The organism is Planctomicrobium mucosum (assembly GCF_051466335.1).
Taxonomy (GTDB): domain Bacteria; phylum Planctomycetota; class Planctomycetia; order Planctomycetales; family Planctomycetaceae; genus Planctomicrobium.
On the sequence record NZ_CP195793.1, the window covers coordinates 4,747,436 to 4,763,411 of the forward strand.

Consider the following 15,976-nt stretch of genomic DNA (forward strand, 5'->3'; position numbering starts at 1 on the left):
CTGGGGATCCAATGACAGAACCACAGCCGCTATCTCTGGAGGAACTTGCCGCCCGCATTGAAAAGACGATGCTTACGGATCGTCACCGGCTGCGCAAGTCCTATTCGAGCATTCTGCACTTCAAAAAGCAGAACAAACCTTTCGACAAAAGTTTGGAAAAGCTGACGGGCGACCTAGATCGGTCGCACCAGCGGTATCTAAGACGCGCCGAGTCCATTCCTAAGCTGAAATACGACGATCAGCTTCCGATTTCTGCTCGCAAACAGGAAATCATCGACGCTGTCCAGAAGCATCAGGTCATTGTGGTTTGTGGAGAAACCGGGTCTGGAAAATCAACGCAACTCCCCAAGATCCTGCTGGAAGCTGGACGTGGCATTGCCGGGATGATTGGACATACTCAGCCACGTCGAATTGCAGCCCGAAGTGTTGCTGATCGAGTCGCTGAAGAACTGGAATCCCGAGTCGGCGATCAGGTCGCGTTCAAGATTCGATTCACGGATACGAGTTCGCAGAAAACGCTCATCAAGTTAATGACAGACGGGATCCTGCTGGCGGAAACTCAGTCAGACCGATTTCTCAATCAGTACGACACCATCATTATCGATGAAGCCCACGAGCGGTCGCTGAACATCGATTTTCTGATTGGCTACATCAAGCGAATTCTTCCAAGTCGTCCAGAACTCCGGGTGATTATCACCTCAGCAACGATCGATGCCACTCGTTTTGCGACATTCTTCGGAACGGAAGAACGCCCTGCGCCTGTGCTGGAAGTCTCCGGGCGCACATACCCGGTTGAGATACGATATCGCCCTCCTGTTGTTGATGAAGAAGAAGGGGACAGCGAGGTCGACTGGCAACGGGCTGCTGCCGATGCCTGTGAAGAACTGATCATTGAAGGACCGGGAGACATTCTCGTCTTCATGCCGACCGAACGGGACATCCGGGAAACCGCCCGAGTCCTTGAAGGTCGCAAATTAAGCAGCAAGAGCGAACCGATCGAGATACTGCCGCTCTTCGGCAGGCTTTCCGAAAAAGAACAACATCGAGTTTTCGAGAAGCATCATGGACGTCGCATTGTGATTGCGACCAACGTGGCCGAATCATCATTGACGGTCCCGGGAATTGTCTACGTTGTCGACCCCGGAACTGCTCGGATCAGCAGATTCTCCGCTGCGTCACAGGTCCAGAGACTTCCGGTAGAATCCATCTCGCAGGCGAGCGCCAATCAACGGGCAGGGCGGTGCGGTCGTATCTGCCCGGGAATCTGCGTTCGACTCTATTCCGCCGAAGATTTCACATCTCGCGATGCATACACTCCGCCGGAAATTCAACGCACGAATCTGGCGTCTGTGCTGCTGCAGATGAAAGCCCTGAATCTCGGGAGCATCGAAGATTTCCCGTTTCTCGAACCGCCTAGCCCTGCTGCGATTCGTTCCGGATTAAAAACGCTATTCGAATTGAACGCTGTCGACGAAAACGAGCAGCTCACCCCCTTCGGGAATTCGATGGCGAAGCTGCCCGTCGATCCGCGGATCGGTCGAATGATTCTGGCCGCTGAAGAAGAACAGTCGTTGGAAGAGTTGCTGATCATCGCGTCAGCACTGGAACAGCGGGATCCTCGAGATCGTCCGTTGGACAAACAGCAGGCTGCCGACTCAGCCCACCAGAAATTCAAACACGAACGCTCTGATTTCCTCTCGCTTCTAAAACTCTGGGACTTCTACACAGAGTTGGAAGAGAAGTTGTCCGGAAGCAAGCTTCGCAAAGCCTGTCTGCAGAATTTCCTCTCTTTCAACCGAATGAGAGAATGGAAAGAACTGCATCGCCAGCTTCGCGAAATCGCGATCGATCACAACATCAAACCGACTCCTCGCAGAAATAACGAGGACTCGATTCACCGGGCAATTCTCACGGGTGTGCTTTCAAACATTGCACTGCGAAGTGAGACACATGAGTACACTGGATCAGGCGGGCAAAAGCTGTTTCTGTGGCCCGGCTCTGTGGCATTCGCCGGGAAGCCGAAATGGATCATGGCGGGAGAACTCGTAGAAACGACCCGTCGATTCGCACGCATGGTCGCCCCGATTCAGCCGCAATGGGTCGAACGAATCGCTGCACATCTCATCAAGCGCAACTACAGCGAACCGTACTGGGACTCCAAGAGTTCTGCTGTCAAAGCCTTTGAGAAGATCCTGCTGTTCGGTCTGCCGATCGTCGCCCGAAGAGAGTGCCGTTACGGCAATATCGATCCGAAATTCAGTCGGGAAATGTTCATTCAGCGTGCTCTGGTCGAGGGAGACTTCGAAACTCCGGGGCAGTTCTACAAGCACAACGCGGCGCTGAAAGAAGAAATTAAAGACTGGCAGGCCAAGCTGCGTCAGGGAGCGCACTTCGTCGGAGACGACGCGGAATTCGACTTCTATGACAAGCGGATCCCCGCTGAAGTTTTCGATGGCCCGCTCTTCGAGAAATGGCGGAAGCAAGTCGAAGTGCATCATCCAAAACTGTTGTGGATGAGTCGTGAAGACTTGCTGGTCGATGACGACGCTGCACCGCGACAAGCAGCGTTTCCGGATCAACTCAAAATCGGCACGATGCGAGTTCCCCTCGAGTACCACCTCGAACCGGGAGCCGAGGATGATGGCGTCACGCTCGTTGTCCCGCCAGAGGGTTTAAATCAGCTCTCTGCCGAGAACCTCGGTTGGCTCGTCCCGGGTTTATTGGAAGAGAAAATCACAGCGTTAATAAAAACGCTCCCCAAGAACCTGCGAATTCTCTTCGTTCCAGTTCCAGAAACCGCTGCAGAGATCACGAGAACGCTGGAATATGGAAAAGGGGACCTACTCACAAAACTCGCTGAGATTCTGCGTCAACGTTCAGGTGAACACGTTCCTGTCGACGCATTTGAGCCGTCTCGATTGCCAGAACATCTGAAGTTCAATGTGCGTGTCGTGAACGACAAGGGTGAAACGCTCGCGTCAGGTCGCAACATCGTCGAGTTAAAGGCGAAGACCAGCGAGAAGAGTTCCGAAGCCATTCAGCAGGTGAACGATCAACGTTGGCAACGAGATCAGATCACGAACTGGAACTTCGGGAGTCTGCCCGAGCAAGTTCAACTGAACCGCAATGGGATCACGGTTGTTGCGTTTCCAATGCTTGTGCTCAATGATCAAGGGATTTCACTCCGGCTCGCCGATACGCGACAGGCTGCCGTCGCGGCTACGCGTCGGGCGCTCGTCAAGTTGTTCCTCCTCAGCGATGAAAAGAAGATCGCTGAGCAAGTCAAAAACTTGCCGAAGATCGATAACCTGTCCATGCAGGCGATGTCGCTCTCAGACGGCAAATTCTTCCGCCATCATCTCGCCTGGAGAATCGCAGAGGCAGCACTCTTCCGCAATGACACGTTTCCTCGCGATGAAAACGAATGGAACGCAAAGCTGAAACAGGCACGTGGGCTCATTTCCATTGCATCGCAGGACTTGATCGCGGTTCTCGGACCGATGTTCACGGAACTGAGTCACGTCCGTAAGCTCATCACGAAGCAACATCCTCCTGCACTATCGCCACTGATCAATGAGTTGAAGCAACAATATCAGGAACTGACGGCGCCGGGATTCCTCGCAAATGTCCCGTTGATGTGGCTGCAACACTACCCCCGTTACCTGCAAGGGATGGGGCATCGATTCGAGAAAGCAACGGCTGGAGGATTCCAAAAAGACCGCAAATTGTCGGAACAGGTGGCCCCGCATTGGCGGAGAACCGTGCAGGCGCGTGAACATCTTGGTGACACGTGGATGTCGCACCCGCAGCTAGTGCTCTTCCGATTTCTCATCGAGGAATTCAGGGTCTCGCTGTTTGCACAACACCTGCGAACATCCGTCAGTGTGTCTGAAAAACGTCTTAACGAACTCTGGAAAGAAATCTCTTAATATGGCGGAGGGTTCCAGTAGGAATCCGACCCCGGCACCCTGCGTCTGCTGACGTCGATCATACTTCGACTCCAGCTTACAACGCAGATCTGCGCAGTCGAAGTGCGTTGGCGATCACCGAAACTGAACTCAGACTCATGGCGGCGGCAGCCCACATCGGGTTGATCAAAATGCCAAACAGCGGGTAAAGGACGCCGGCGGCAACTGGAATTCCGATGACGTTGTAAGCAAATGCGAAGACAAGATTCTGACGAATATTCTTCATCGTCGTACGGCTCAAGCGAATCGCTTTGTCGACTCCTCGAAGGTCGCCGTTCAAAAGCGTAACTGAAGCGGTTTCCATCGCCACATCGGTCCCGGTTCCCATCGCGATTCCAATGTCGGCGATCGCCAGGGCAGGAGAATCGTTAATCCCATCACCTGCCATAGCAACTGCCGAACCCGACGACTTCATCTCCTCAATCCGACGAAGCTTTTCCTGTGGGGACAGCCCTGCATGTACCCTGTCAATTTGAAGATTCTTTGCGACCGCCTGAGCAGTCACCGCGTGATCTCCCGTGAGCATCACGACTTTGAGCCCAGTCTGGTGCAGTCCTCGAATAGCATCGGGAGTCGAGGCCTTAATTGGGTCCTGAATGGCTAATATGCCGGCGAGGTGTTGATCCACTGCGACGAGTACGACAGAAGCTCCTGATTCCCTCATCGCCAACGCCTGCGAAGCGACTTGATCGAATGCTGCTCCGGATTGTGACTTCAAAAATTCCGCAGTTCCAATCGAGATTCTTTTCCCTGCCACGCGGCCGGAGACACCACCTCCGGTCACGGTCGCGAAGTGATCACAAGAAGGGATCTGAATTCCTCGCCCTTCCGCTGCTTGGACAATTGCGTGAGCAATTGGATGCTCGCTGAACCGTTCGATCGCTGCCGCAAGCCGCAGAATTTCTTCTTCTGAATGGCCACCAAGTGGGACGATTTGAGTCACTGACGGCTTACCCACAGTCAGCGTCCCGGTCTTATCGACGGCAATTGTGTCGACCAATTCGAGTCGTTCGAGCGCCGCTGCATCTTTCACCAGCACCCCTTCTTTCGCCCCGCGTCCAACTCCAACCATGATCGACATGGGAGTCGCCAGCCCCAGAGCACAAGGACACGCGATGATCAACACGGAAACGGCGCTGACAAACGCGTAAGCCATTCGGGAATCAGCAGGTCCCCAGACCATCCATGCAACGAATGTCAGTGCACTGATCAGCATCACGGCAGGAACAAAGATCCGGGCGACAGAATCTGCCAAGCGTTGAATTGGTGCCCGACTTCGCTGGGCTTCCCCAACCAGTTCGATGATCTGAGACAACGTCGTGTCAGTGCCGACCCGTTCCGCTCGAATATCGAGGGAGCCGTCCTGATTCACCGTACCGCCGACGACCGAATCTCCGACGTCTTTACTGACTGGATTCGGCTCACCCGTCAGCATCGATTCATCGACAAAACTATTCCCACGTACAACGATTCCGTCGATGGGAATGCGGTCCCCTGGAACTACACGAAGGATGTCCCCCAACCGGATATCGTCAACACTGATTTCTTCTACATCGTCATTTCGCAAACGCCGCGCAGTCGCTGGCACGAGCGAAAGAAGTTCCCGGATCGCTCCTCCCGTTCTCTTCCTTGCAAGAAGTTCCAACACCTGCCCGAGAATCACCAGTGTGATGATCATGGCAGCGGCTTCAAAATAGAGTGGAACTGATCCGTGTTGATAAAACGCGGACGGGATTACCGAAGGAAACACGACAGCAACCACGCTGAAGAGATACGCTGCCGCTGCCCCGACGCCGATCAGGGAGAACATATTCAGATTGCCGGTCCGGAATGACTGGACTGCCCGTTCGAAAAACGGCCATCCGCCCCAGACGACGACCGGCGTTGCCAGCAGGAGTTGAAGAGATCCGAAATAAGACGTCGTCAACTTGTGTTCGAGATGAAGTCCTGCCATCGGTGCCATGCTCAAGACAAACAACGGCACCATAAATATCCCGGAGATGACTAATCTCAGGGTCATCGACTTCCATTCCGGGTCGACCTCTTCTTCAATCGCGACAGTCTTCGCTTCAAGCGCCATTCCGCATTTAGGACAGGTTCCGGGAGTCGATTGCTCCACTTCAGGATGCATCGGGCAGATGTAAACAACTTGCCGCTCTGCCCTCATTGTCGCGGGATTGCGTTCCAGAGCCATTCCGCAAATCGGGCAAGCAGCAGGGACGTCGCTCTCCGCCTCAGGGCACATCGGGCAGATGTACTTGGCTTTCGATTTCTTGCGAGGTACGCCAGCTTTGGCACCATCGCCATGACAGCAACTGTGCTCTTCAACTCGCTGTTGAGGGAATCCCAGCTGAACAAGGCCGTCGTTCATGTAGACGGGCGAAGAATCACGAGACAGGAATTTCGCACGGCAACTCGGACAGCAGAAGTAGTATGTCTGACCGTCGCGCTCCCCTGAGATGGCATTGGATTCATCAACAGTCATTCCGCAGATCGGGTCGATCGCCATATTCAATCCAATTTCGATGGCACGCTGACAGGTTTGTGGAACTATTATTCGCAGCGAACCCGAGCAGGACAAAAAAAAATACCGGGGGTGTTGAAGCCCCCGGTATTCTCAATGAATCGTCTTCAGAAAAGATTATTCTGGTTTGGCAGCAGGTCCAAGCAGTTTTTCCAACTCTGCTTCGAGAGTCGTTCCATCGGATGTTCCCTGGAAACCACCCACCTGAACGGTGACAACTTTCCCATCGCGATTAACGAGAATCATGGTTGGGATGCCAGTAATGCCGTAGAAAGAAGCAGTCTCGTTCTGGGTTTCAGACTCTGCGTCCGCGTCCTGAAAGAGGTTAACCCACTTGACTTCTTTTTCTTTGATGAATGACTCGAGCTGATCTTTCTCGGAATCGAGGCTGATTCCAACGATCTCAAGGCCCTTGTCTTTGTAAGCTGCATAGACTTCCTGCAAGTGTGGAAGTTCAGCAACGCAAGGTCCGCACCATGTCGCCCAGAAGTCGACAATCACAACCTTGCCCTTGTACGAATCGATATTGAAGTCTTTGCCTTCAACGGTTTTCCCTTTCACAACGATCGGGTTGCCTGGAAGTTCCAGACGGCGAACTGTTCCTTCAAGGCTGCTCACGAAGTCTTTGAGATTCTCATCGTTCTTCGCTTTGATCGCATCGCCAATCGCTTTGAAAGCCGCGAGAGTGTGTGTGGAACCTGATTGCTCAAGTGTTTGTCCAGTCATCAATCCCAGCTGAACAGCGAACTGAAGATCACCGTTGTCGTCACCAGTCTTGGCAGCTTTGATGATGTCGACAACCTCAGCAACAAATGCTTTTTGAGCAGCTTCATCGGCTGAACCGAGCTTCGACAGTTGGTCCTGATACTTGAACTGCTTAGCAAGGAGCTGAGCTGCAGGTCGTTTGTTCTCAGACAAAGATTTTACAAATGCATCTCGCTTTGCAACGACTTCCTTGTCACCGAATTGCTCCATCGCCCCGAACAATTGAAGGCGCAACGCAGCGACGCTTGTAAACAGCTCGTCACTGACTTCACGTGACAGGACTTCAGCAACGGCACCGTCGATCTTGGTCAGGTGTGCCGCGACCCCTTCTGGATTTGGATCTTCTGGTGGAGTACGGACAATTCGCTGCAGGAACAGCATGAGTTCCTGATCGTTCGTGCCCTCTGGCACGGCAAATGGATCTGATTCCACTTCTGCATCAGCAGCAGCTTTTTGAGTAGCTGCAGGCTTGGCTCCCGCCGCAGGCTTTTTCTGCGCATAAACCTCGCTCGGAGAAAGCGACGCAGCAATACCGACCAGACCGCCGAATGCGGCGACGTATGAAATTCTACGAAGCATGGTTCTTTCCTGCAGGGAGTCCTGGCGTGTTTTGTTGGAGTTCACGCGGTGGAATCCGGCCATGGGGATCAGTGTGGAAAATAGTCGGCAATTGAAATCAAACCGATTCGAAGTCGCCAACGGAGGTCTTTTCGCTTTTCACAAGATGATTACAGGCTTGTGATACTTCAACGTAATGATGTCTGATCATACGTGGTCAAAACCACAATGAACAGGATAAACCATTCGGACTTCATACGTTGTGGTCCAGAGACTGCGGGCAAATTCGCGAAATCTCTGGACCTCAACTTTCAAACGGCAGTCGTTTTCAGAAGCGTTTACGCAGCGTCATCGAGAATCTCAACTGGCGCAAACCGTTTGCCTTCCAACATTTCCAAACTTGCGCCTCCCCCAGTGCTGACGTGAGTCACCTGATCGGCGAAGCCAAGTTGCTGAACAGCGGCAGCACTGTCTCCACCGCCGATGATGCTAATGGCGTCGGAATCGGCAATTGCCTGCGCGACAGCCCGTGTCCCTGCGTCGAATGGTGTCATTTCAAACACACCCATCGGACCGTTCCAAATCACAGTCCCGGCGTTCGCAACCAATTCGGAGTAGAGCTTGGCTGTTTCAGGTCCAATATCCAGACCTTCAAACTCGGCTGGAATCTCCCCAGCTTTGACCACAACCTTATTACAGGTGCTCTTGAAATCATCGCCGCAATGAGTGTCGACCGGCAGCACTAATTTCTCACCCCCAGTAGCGATGAGTTCTTTCGCGAGTTCCACTTTATCCTTCTCAACAAGGCTCTTACCGACATTGCCGTTTGTTGCCAGAGAGAAAGTGTAGGCCATCGCTCCGCCGATCAGCACTTGATCGCAAACCGTCAACAGATTCTTGATGACTTTGATCTTATCCGAGACCTTGGCTCCCCCGAGGATCGCCACGAATGGTCGCTTGGGAGCGGCGATCGTATCGCTGAGGTACTGAATTTCCTTCTCAACCAGAAACCCGCAGACTTTTGGCTTGTCTCCCATACTTTGAGGCACGGCGTACATGCTGGCGTGGGTTCGGTGACATGTTCCGAAGGCGTCGTTGCAGTAGATGTCTCCAAAAGCAGCCAGTTTCGCGGCGAATTCCTGCTTCGCAGCAACCTGTTCCGGAGTCCCTTTTTCGTCCTTCAACTCTTCTTCAGGATTGAAGCGAACGTTTTCTACAACGACCACGCCGCCTGGTTGCAAAGCAGCGACTTTGGCTGTTGCATCTGGACCGACTGTGTCAGCAGCAAATTCCACAGGCTGCTTGAGAAGTTCGCCGAGCCGAACTGCAGCAGGTCTAAGGCTCATTGACGGGACAGCCTTGCCGTCTGGTCGTCCGAGATGGCTCATCAACACGACGCTTCCGCCCCGCTTGAGAACCGATTCGATCGAGGGAAGCGCCATTTCAATTCGGCGATCATCGGTGATCTGCTGCTCGTCGTTCAAAGGGACGTTGAAGTCCACTCGCATCAGAACTTTTTTCCCTTTTACGTCCACATCAGCAATTGATTTCTTCGCCATCTCGACACTTTCTACAACGACACAAAATGAGTTTCAGTGACTCCGGAAGCATGAGCGCTTCACGATAAACCACAATGGAATTCGGGCTGAAATGAAGCAAGACATATCCAATGAACTTCGCGGAAGTCTTCACTGAACATTGCGCACGAGATCGTAAGGCACCGAGTGCAGGCTGCCAAGGATCAACCGGTTTTGGTTATCATCTCAGTGAATCCTCCCGGGGCAATAGCGGTTCACTTCGCAGTCTGTCGTATCGACTCGCGAGCCCTGCAGGAATCATCATCTAAACAGCGTGTGATCTGTTTCTGACTTCGCATATGACTTTTCCTAGCTTTTAACCTGATTGATTTGTCTATGAGCGCACCTTCAATTCGAATTGAAAAATCACCGTTGTCACAGATCGACGCCGATTGGCTTGTGGTCGGAGTCGCAGAGGAGACTGAGTTTTCACCAGAAGTGAAAGAACTGGACAACGCGTTGGGTGGAGTTCTCGAGAAATTGCGAGAACGAGGAGACATTAAGGCCAAGGCGGGAGAAACCACATATCTTCCGACAACAACAGGCATTAAAGCGAGCCGACTACTCGTCCTAGGCCTCGGCAATGCATCAAAGGTCACTCAATCAAGCTGGGAGATGACCGTTGGGATCGCGGCCCGCCGAGCCGCGGCCACAGAGAATCAAACGATTGCCGTCGCCATCCCAACAAACATCAACGCCGAGCTTTGTGTTGATCAGTTGGTCAGCACGACAGTCATTTCGACGCTTGTCGGTTCCTCTGGATACGCCCTCTATAAAGCAACTCCAGATCGCTTCCCATTTAAACAAATCATCGTCGCCACGCAGAACGGGGGTGAAAAGTCGTTAGAGCGGGGTCGAGTGCTCGGAAACGCGGTCAATCTGACCCGTGAACTCGTGAATCGCCATCCCGAAGACATCATTCCTGTGACATTCGCTGAGCGGGCAGCCAAAGAGGCTCAGGCAGTCGGACTCCAATGTGAAATCTTTGATCTGAAGCGATTGCAGGAAGAGCAAATGGGATCGCTTTTGGCGGTTGCTCGGGGAAGCAAACACGAACCGCGTGTTGTGATCCTCAAGCATCAAGGGGGAAGTGCCGAACAGCCATACCTGGCCCTGTGCGGAAAGGGAGTGACTTTCGATTCCGGCGGTTTGTCTATCAAACCGAGCGATAGCATGGTCACGATGAAAGGGGACATGGCTGGGGGAGCAACGGTTTTGGGGGCAATGACCGCTCTCGCAAACCTGAAGGCACCGGTCAACGTGATCGGTGTCATCGGACTCGTTGAAAACATGCTCGGCTCTCACTGTTACAAGCTGGGTGAAGTTCTGACAGCCCGCAACGGTGTCACGATTGAAGTTCACAACACCGATGCGGAAGGTCGCCTCGTTCTGGCAGACGTTCTGTCTTACGTCGCAGAACAAAAGCCTGCGCAGATCATTGATCTGGCTACACTCACAGGGGCCTGCGTCGTCGCGCTGGGACCAGACATCGCCGGGGCATTCAGCAACGACCAGACATTCTGCGATCAGGTTTTGGCAGGGGCGAAACAAGCCGGGGAAGAACTCTGGCAGATGCCGATGTACGACAGCTTTAACGACCAGTTGAAGTGTGATATCGCTGATGTGAAGAACGTCGGCACTCGCTGGGGCGGTGCAATCACCGCCGCCAAATTCCTGGAGAAGTTTGTCGACGAGATTCCTTGGGTCCACCTCGACATTGCCGGCCCAAGCTACGCAGACAACGCGAAACCCGGCCGGGACGTCGGCGGAACAGGAATGGCTCTCAGAACACTGGTCGCTGTGGCTGAAAATCTGGCATCCAAATAAGCAATCTTCACTTCGAAACTCAAAGCGGTCAGGAGGACTTTGTGAGTCCTCCTGACCGCTTTGCTTTTTGCCTGCCGGCATTGGTTATTCGTTAATCATTCAATGGAATCGCGAGCGTACCAATGAATCCATCGTTGTAGTTCCGATGCTGATCGGAACGTTCCAGCTTGCGCCAGCAACTCGCCATCCTTGAATAGGAGCACATGCGGAATCGATCTTACCTGATAGTGAGCCGCCAACTTCGGTTTGTCCTCGACATCAATCTTGATCAATCCAAACTCAGCGCGAATTTCTGCAGGTGCGGTCGCAATCATATCATCGAACCGCAAACAGGGAGGGCACCATTCGGCCCCAAACTTCACAAGGAGTGGCCCAGTGGAGTTCTTAACCATAGCCCGGAACTCGGGATCGTCAGCCAGCGGCGGAAGCGAATGTGCATGCCGCAGGGACAATAGCAGCATCACAAACACCAGTGCGGCAAAGACTTTCCAGATTCCCATGGAACCGCCCCTCAACCGCTCAAATTTCCACCAGCCAGTTACTGAACGAACGGTGGCGCCCCCTGCAATCACTGAGAATTATGATCCAGTTTCGGCGATCAGATCCCAGAAAAATCTCGATACTTCCATAGGAATCCACACAAGGACGTCAACGTTTTCCGAACTTATCGTCATAGTGGCTAGAGGCATATGAAATTAGAAGAAGTTTGCAGCAAAACCCATCAAACCCAGACCGGACCACAATCACGCAAGCCCAGAGTAGTTCGACAGTAGAAATAAGCCTCGGCTGGCCCCCGCGTTTCATCGGCGAGATGTATTGCTTTCCGCTCGTATTCGCCCTCTTCGACTTCTTCAATAATGTCGAGTTCTGCCAGGCACTCTTCTGAGACCTCCCAAAGTTCCCCCTCGACAGCGACTCCATCTCCGGGTGCATCGATCAGCCCGGGATAATCGCCGATGTTGACAAGCCGGTAACGCGGCACTGTCGTAACATTTCCGAGGAACACCTGCTCAGAAATGGCATTGTGACGACAGAAATTCCGTTTGAGTGTTCCGTAAATAAAAAGCGTTGGCATCCCCCAATCTTCGCAGCGACTTCTTGAACTTCAATCCACTCAGCATCAGACCCAGCGATTTCTCTGGGGCGTTTCGCTTGATAGAATGGCGTTAACAGTTGTCATTTCTGAAGATCCGGATGTCGCGAGCTTCAGGCAGAAGTTTGAGAGAAGTCGAATGGCGAAATGCGATCAGGGCTACTTGTGCGAAGTCTGCGGAGTTGACGTTCCGAACATCACCGTGAGCGATCTTTATTTGCGATATGTGATCGGAGAAGTCGACAGCCGCCAACTCCTCGCAGCTCCAGAACGGCATATTCGCTGCAATCCAACATTAGCACAATTCATTGTCTGCAAAGAATTTACGCCTGTCGAAGCGGAAGGCCCATTCGCCAAAAGCCACCTCGACGCAATTGACGTCGAACGCCGCGAAGAACTGGTCACTGCCGGATGGAAAAGATTGCAGGAAGTTCGCAAACTGGGATTGGCGATTCCAGACTATCCGCTGGAGCAATTTCGTCGAAAGTCGAACTGATTTGAAGTCGGAGCAACCTTTCCCCTATTTTGCTGTTACATTTCAAAGCTTTCTCAACGTAAGTCTCCTTCATGTCAAACGCAGTACTTCAACCAATTGCAGGTGTTCCGGCCAACCAGGAGGTTGAGGTCGAAGTATTCTACCCGTCGATCGGAGCAACTCGCGGTGGCAAACTGATCGGCATGCTGATGGGTCCGATCTGCCGAATCGAAAATACAGCTCTCCGGCTAGTGGCGCTCATTGCCGCGGGAACGGTTCTCTCCCCGCTTGCTGTCGCAATTTTCGGACTGCTGAAATTGCGGGGACAGTGTTTCGTGCTGACGACACATTCAGTCTTCAGCAGACCACTTATTGGCGGAACAGAAGGCTACCGAGTTCCTCTCGCCTCCATCGCCGACACGAAAATTGCCATCGCAACTGGTCACGCGTTCTATCACATTGGAGACCTGACTTTGGTCGATTCCCAAGGTATCGATCAGCTCACGATCACAGGGGTGAAGAACCCCGAGCGAGTCCAGCACATCATCGAACAAATTCGACTCTCTCGAGTGGCAACAGACGAGTCGATGAGTCACCTTCGCCAGCGACATCGAGCGTGAGAAGATCTCAATCAGAATTTCAGCGAGATGCGCCCCAGCCCCATTGAGTAAAGAGATCTGAATTCAAAAGGAATACTGAATTGACTCAAGTGAAAATCACTGGAGCAGGGAAATTGCGGAATCGCCGCGCAGCGTTCTCTCTGATTGAATTACTGGTCGTCATCGGGATTATCGCCACCCTGGCCGCGCTGGCTCTTCCCGCCGTTCAAAGATCGCGAGAACTGAACCGCCGGTCTCAATGCAGCAACAATCTTAAACAAATAGGAATGGCACTTCATTCCTACCATGAGACGCACAAGGTGTTTCCTCCCGGGCAGATCGCTAACGGGTTGCACATGCAGACCGACACCGTCGCTGGAACCTACGCCTCTCCGACGGAACCCAAGGCGATCGCTGCCGGAAACAAGTCAACTCGGTCCGGCGAGCACGGAACTAGCTGGATGTTGTTCATACTGCCCAACCTCGATCAGGCAGCTGTTTATAACTCTTGGAAATTTACAGCCAATGTTCGTCGCAACGGAGAAGAACCTGCGTTGGCCACCGAAGCTGGAGCAATTCCGTTCCCAGCCAAAGCTCATCTCTCCGGATTTTACTGCCCGAGTCGCCGTAATTCGATCGACTCACGATACGCCAATACAGAGCGAGTTGACACTCCCTTAGGCGAAACAGGGAACTCCAAATGGACCACGGGCGGAAACGACTACGCTGGCTGTGTCGGATCCGGAATCGCATTCAAATGGGATGACGCAGCAGCCCGCCAAACTTATGCACTGAACCCGAATCAGTTGGCCTTAGTGACAAATAGCAGCGGCGTCTCTCTCTACAATCAGCACACAGCTCATCAGGGAATTTTCGGAGTCAACAGCAGCACGAAGATTGAGAACATCCGCGATGGATCTGCGAATGTCATCATCGCTGCAGAGAGACGAATTTTCCAAGAACCAGCCCCAAACGGAAACGGTTCTACAAAAGTGACCCGCACCAGTAGCGATGGATGGGCATTCGGTGGTCCTGCGACTCTCCTCTCGACGTATCACGCGGTTCAACCGCCCGGCGCGCAGAACGGTTATTACTTTGATGAAGCAGGGAGCGAACACCCATTGGGTTTGAACGTCATGACTGCCGATGGAAACGTTCGCTTCATCAGTTTGAATATCGACCTGCTCACCTGGCAGAACCTCGGCAACATGTCCCAAGGTTCACCGGTCAAAGCATTTTGAGTAAACTCGATGAGTTCGGAGTGATCTACGGGATTTCGGTGCGTCACCTCTTCTTCAATGCAGATTTGAGAAAGATTCAGAAATGTCGATCCGCTATGAATGTGTAGAGTGCGGCTCGGTACTGAAAATTAAGGAGTCACTCGCTGGCACCAGTGGCAAGTGCCCGAAATGTCGTCGAAAGTTTGTTGTTCCAGAAGCAACAAAAGAGACGACGAAAGAACCTGCTGCCGAGAACGAAGCCGCCATCGACGAAGCTGCTGCCGAACCCGCTGCCTCCTCCGAGGAAACCGCCGAGCAAGTCGACTCGTCTCCAGTCGCTCCGCCGCCTGTTGCCCCCAAAGTGCGGGAGAAACCGTCCGCTCCAGTTCAACCATCCGATCCAGAGCCCGTTGTTGCCGAAGCTGCTCCTGCACCCACTGCGAGTCCAGAAGCAGAGCCGGAACCTGAGGAGCAAGGTGACGATTTTGATTTGGACTCGTTCCTTTCAGATGAGAGTGCCCCCGGAGCAAAGTCGAGTGCAGGGCTGAGTGCACCGCCTCCTGCAGCCGATGCGGCGCCCGCGGGTCCGGTGCTGGACAAATTCGGGCGAAGGATGTTTTCCCCCTCGTCCACGGCCAAAAATCCAGCTGACGCTGACATGGGAAGCACTGCCACCATCTCTGCAGCAGGAGCCCGAGAAATCGCAGCCAGCGCGAACGGGACTGGAAAAACTTCCCGTCGATTTGGAATCAGTTTCGATCTTAAAAGTGCAGCTGCGCAGCTCAAAAAATATTCTATTCACATCGTCCTCGGAACAATCGCGATTGGCGCAATTGCATGGCTGTCAAACAAAGTGATGGCTGAACGTTTGCCCGTTCCCAAATTGGCTGAAATCTCAGGGAAAGTGACTCTCGACGGAAAACCGCTGCCGAACGTCGTCGTCCATCTCACTTCGTTAGCTGCAGCAACAGGGGACGCAGAAAGCCAAAAACTCGGCGTCATGAAATTCCGTGATTCCATCGGCGTCACCAATGAAGCGGGCGAATATCGTCTGGAATACCTGCCAGGACATCCGGGTGCCCCAATAGGGCGAGCGCGTCTTTGGATCGAACCGGTGAACCCTGCTGAGTTCCTCAAGCTTCCAGCCAAAAACACCGTCGCTGGAACCGACATTCGCGACGTCAAGCTGGTCGGTAACGAAGGTAAGTTCGATCTGGACGTGAAGACTCCATAATTCACGCAAAAGAAAGAGTTCCGACTGGTCCGACGGTGATTAATGAACAGGGTCCCTGATCGCTCGAGGATCTCTCCTTGAGAAATCCCCCGGAGGCCCCTGTTTTGCCTGATGCTTTCAATATCTGCGGATCAAC

The 15,976-nt window shown here is 53.1% G+C and carries 11 protein-coding genes; 6 read left to right on the forward strand and 5 right to left on the reverse strand.

Annotated elements, in window-relative coordinates; translation table 11 throughout:
* The first annotated feature begins 11 nt into the window (after window positions 1-11).
* A complete protein-coding gene (gene hrpA, locus SH668x_RS18885; protein WP_437186618.1) occupies window positions 12-3,929 on the forward strand; it encodes an ATP-dependent RNA helicase HrpA in 3,918 nt (1,305 codons plus the stop codon).
* Window positions 3,930-4,005: 76 nt separating this feature from the next.
* Here hrpA and SH668x_RS18890 read toward each other — a convergent pair whose 3' ends face one another.
* The 3 genes from SH668x_RS18890 to SH668x_RS18900 form a co-directional block, all read right to left on the reverse strand.
* Complete coding sequence (locus tag SH668x_RS18890; RefSeq protein WP_437186619.1) at window positions 4,006-6,477, reverse strand: heavy metal translocating P-type ATPase; 2,472 nt, start codon at window positions 6,475-6,477, stop codon at window positions 4,006-4,008.
* 132 nt (window positions 6,478-6,609) lie between these two features.
* Entirely contained in the window at window positions 6,610-7,836 is a 1,227-nt protein-coding gene (locus SH668x_RS18895; RefSeq protein WP_437186620.1) for a TlpA family protein disulfide reductase, read from the reverse strand.
* A gap of 317 nt (window positions 7,837-8,153) precedes the next feature.
* Window positions 8,154-9,374 (reverse strand): phosphoglycerate kinase, encoded by a 1,221-nt coding sequence (locus tag SH668x_RS18900; protein ID WP_437186621.1) that lies wholly within the window; start codon window positions 9,372-9,374, stop codon window positions 8,154-8,156.
* Window positions 9,375-9,728: 354 nt separating this feature from the next.
* Between SH668x_RS18900 and SH668x_RS18905 the strand changes: the two genes are divergently transcribed.
* Window positions 9,729-11,219 (forward strand): leucyl aminopeptidase, encoded by a 1,491-nt coding sequence (locus tag SH668x_RS18905; protein WP_437186622.1) that lies wholly within the window; start codon window positions 9,729-9,731, stop codon window positions 11,217-11,219.
* A 95-nt stretch (window positions 11,220-11,314) separates the two neighbouring features.
* Here the strand turns inward: SH668x_RS18905 and SH668x_RS18910 are convergent, their stop codons facing one another.
* The gene (locus SH668x_RS18910; protein ID WP_437186623.1) at window positions 11,315-11,719 is read right to left on the reverse strand and encodes a thioredoxin family protein; all 405 of its coding nucleotides are present in this window, start codon (window positions 11,717-11,719) and stop codon (window positions 11,315-11,317) included.
* A gap of 221 nt (window positions 11,720-11,940) precedes the next feature.
* Entirely contained in the window at window positions 11,941-12,294 is a 354-nt protein-coding gene (locus SH668x_RS18915; protein WP_437186624.1) for a gamma-glutamylcyclotransferase family protein, read from the reverse strand.
* An 85-nt stretch (window positions 12,295-12,379) separates the two neighbouring features.
* Between SH668x_RS18915 and SH668x_RS18920 the strand changes: the two genes are divergently transcribed.
* From SH668x_RS18920 to SH668x_RS18935, 4 genes are all read left to right on the forward strand, one after another.
* Window positions 12,380-12,808, forward strand: coding sequence for a hypothetical protein (locus SH668x_RS18920; protein ID WP_437186625.1), 429 nt, complete (start codon window positions 12,380-12,382; stop codon window positions 12,806-12,808).
* A 71-nt stretch (window positions 12,809-12,879) separates the two neighbouring features.
* Complete coding sequence (locus tag SH668x_RS18925) at window positions 12,880-13,407, forward strand: hypothetical protein (protein ID WP_437186626.1); 528 nt, start codon at window positions 12,880-12,882, stop codon at window positions 13,405-13,407.
* A gap of 89 nt (window positions 13,408-13,496) precedes the next feature.
* Window positions 13,497-14,627: a DUF1559 domain-containing protein gene (locus SH668x_RS18930; protein ID WP_437188587.1), complete on the forward strand. Its 1,131-nt coding sequence runs from the start codon at window positions 13,497-13,499 to the stop codon at window positions 14,625-14,627.
* 82 nt (window positions 14,628-14,709) lie between these two features.
* On the forward strand, window positions 14,710-15,840 hold the full coding sequence (locus SH668x_RS18935; protein ID WP_437186627.1) for a hypothetical protein: 1,131 nt from the start codon (window positions 14,710-14,712) through the stop codon (window positions 15,838-15,840).
* Window positions 15,841-15,976 lie beyond the last annotated feature (136 nt).

Coding starts and splice junctions, on each gene's coding strand:
- hrpA (WP_437186618.1), top strand. CDS start 12: ATGACAGAACCACAGCCGCTATCTCTGGAGGAACTTGCCGCCCGCATT.
- SH668x_RS18890 (WP_437186619.1), bottom strand. CDS start 6,477: ATGGCGATCGACCCGATCTGCGGAATGACTGTTGATGAATCCAATGCC.
- SH668x_RS18895 (WP_437186620.1), bottom strand. CDS start 7,836: ATGCTTCGTAGAATTTCATACGTCGCCGCATTCGGCGGTCTGGTCGGT.
- SH668x_RS18900 (WP_437186621.1), bottom strand. CDS start 9,374: ATGGCGAAGAAATCAATTGCTGATGTGGACGTAAAAGGGAAAAAAGTT.
- SH668x_RS18905 (WP_437186622.1), top strand. CDS start 9,729: ATGAGCGCACCTTCAATTCGAATTGAAAAATCACCGTTGTCACAGATC.
- SH668x_RS18910 (WP_437186623.1), bottom strand. CDS start 11,719: ATGGGAATCTGGAAAGTCTTTGCCGCACTGGTGTTTGTGATGCTGCTA.
- SH668x_RS18915 (WP_437186624.1), bottom strand. CDS start 12,294: ATGCCAACGCTTTTTATTTACGGAACACTCAAACGGAATTTCTGTCGT.
- SH668x_RS18920 (WP_437186625.1), top strand. CDS start 12,380: ATGGCGTTAACAGTTGTCATTTCTGAAGATCCGGATGTCGCGAGCTTC.
- SH668x_RS18925 (WP_437186626.1), top strand. CDS start 12,880: ATGTCAAACGCAGTACTTCAACCAATTGCAGGTGTTCCGGCCAACCAG.
- SH668x_RS18935 (WP_437186627.1), top strand. CDS start 14,710: ATGTCGATCCGCTATGAATGTGTAGAGTGCGGCTCGGTACTGAAAATT.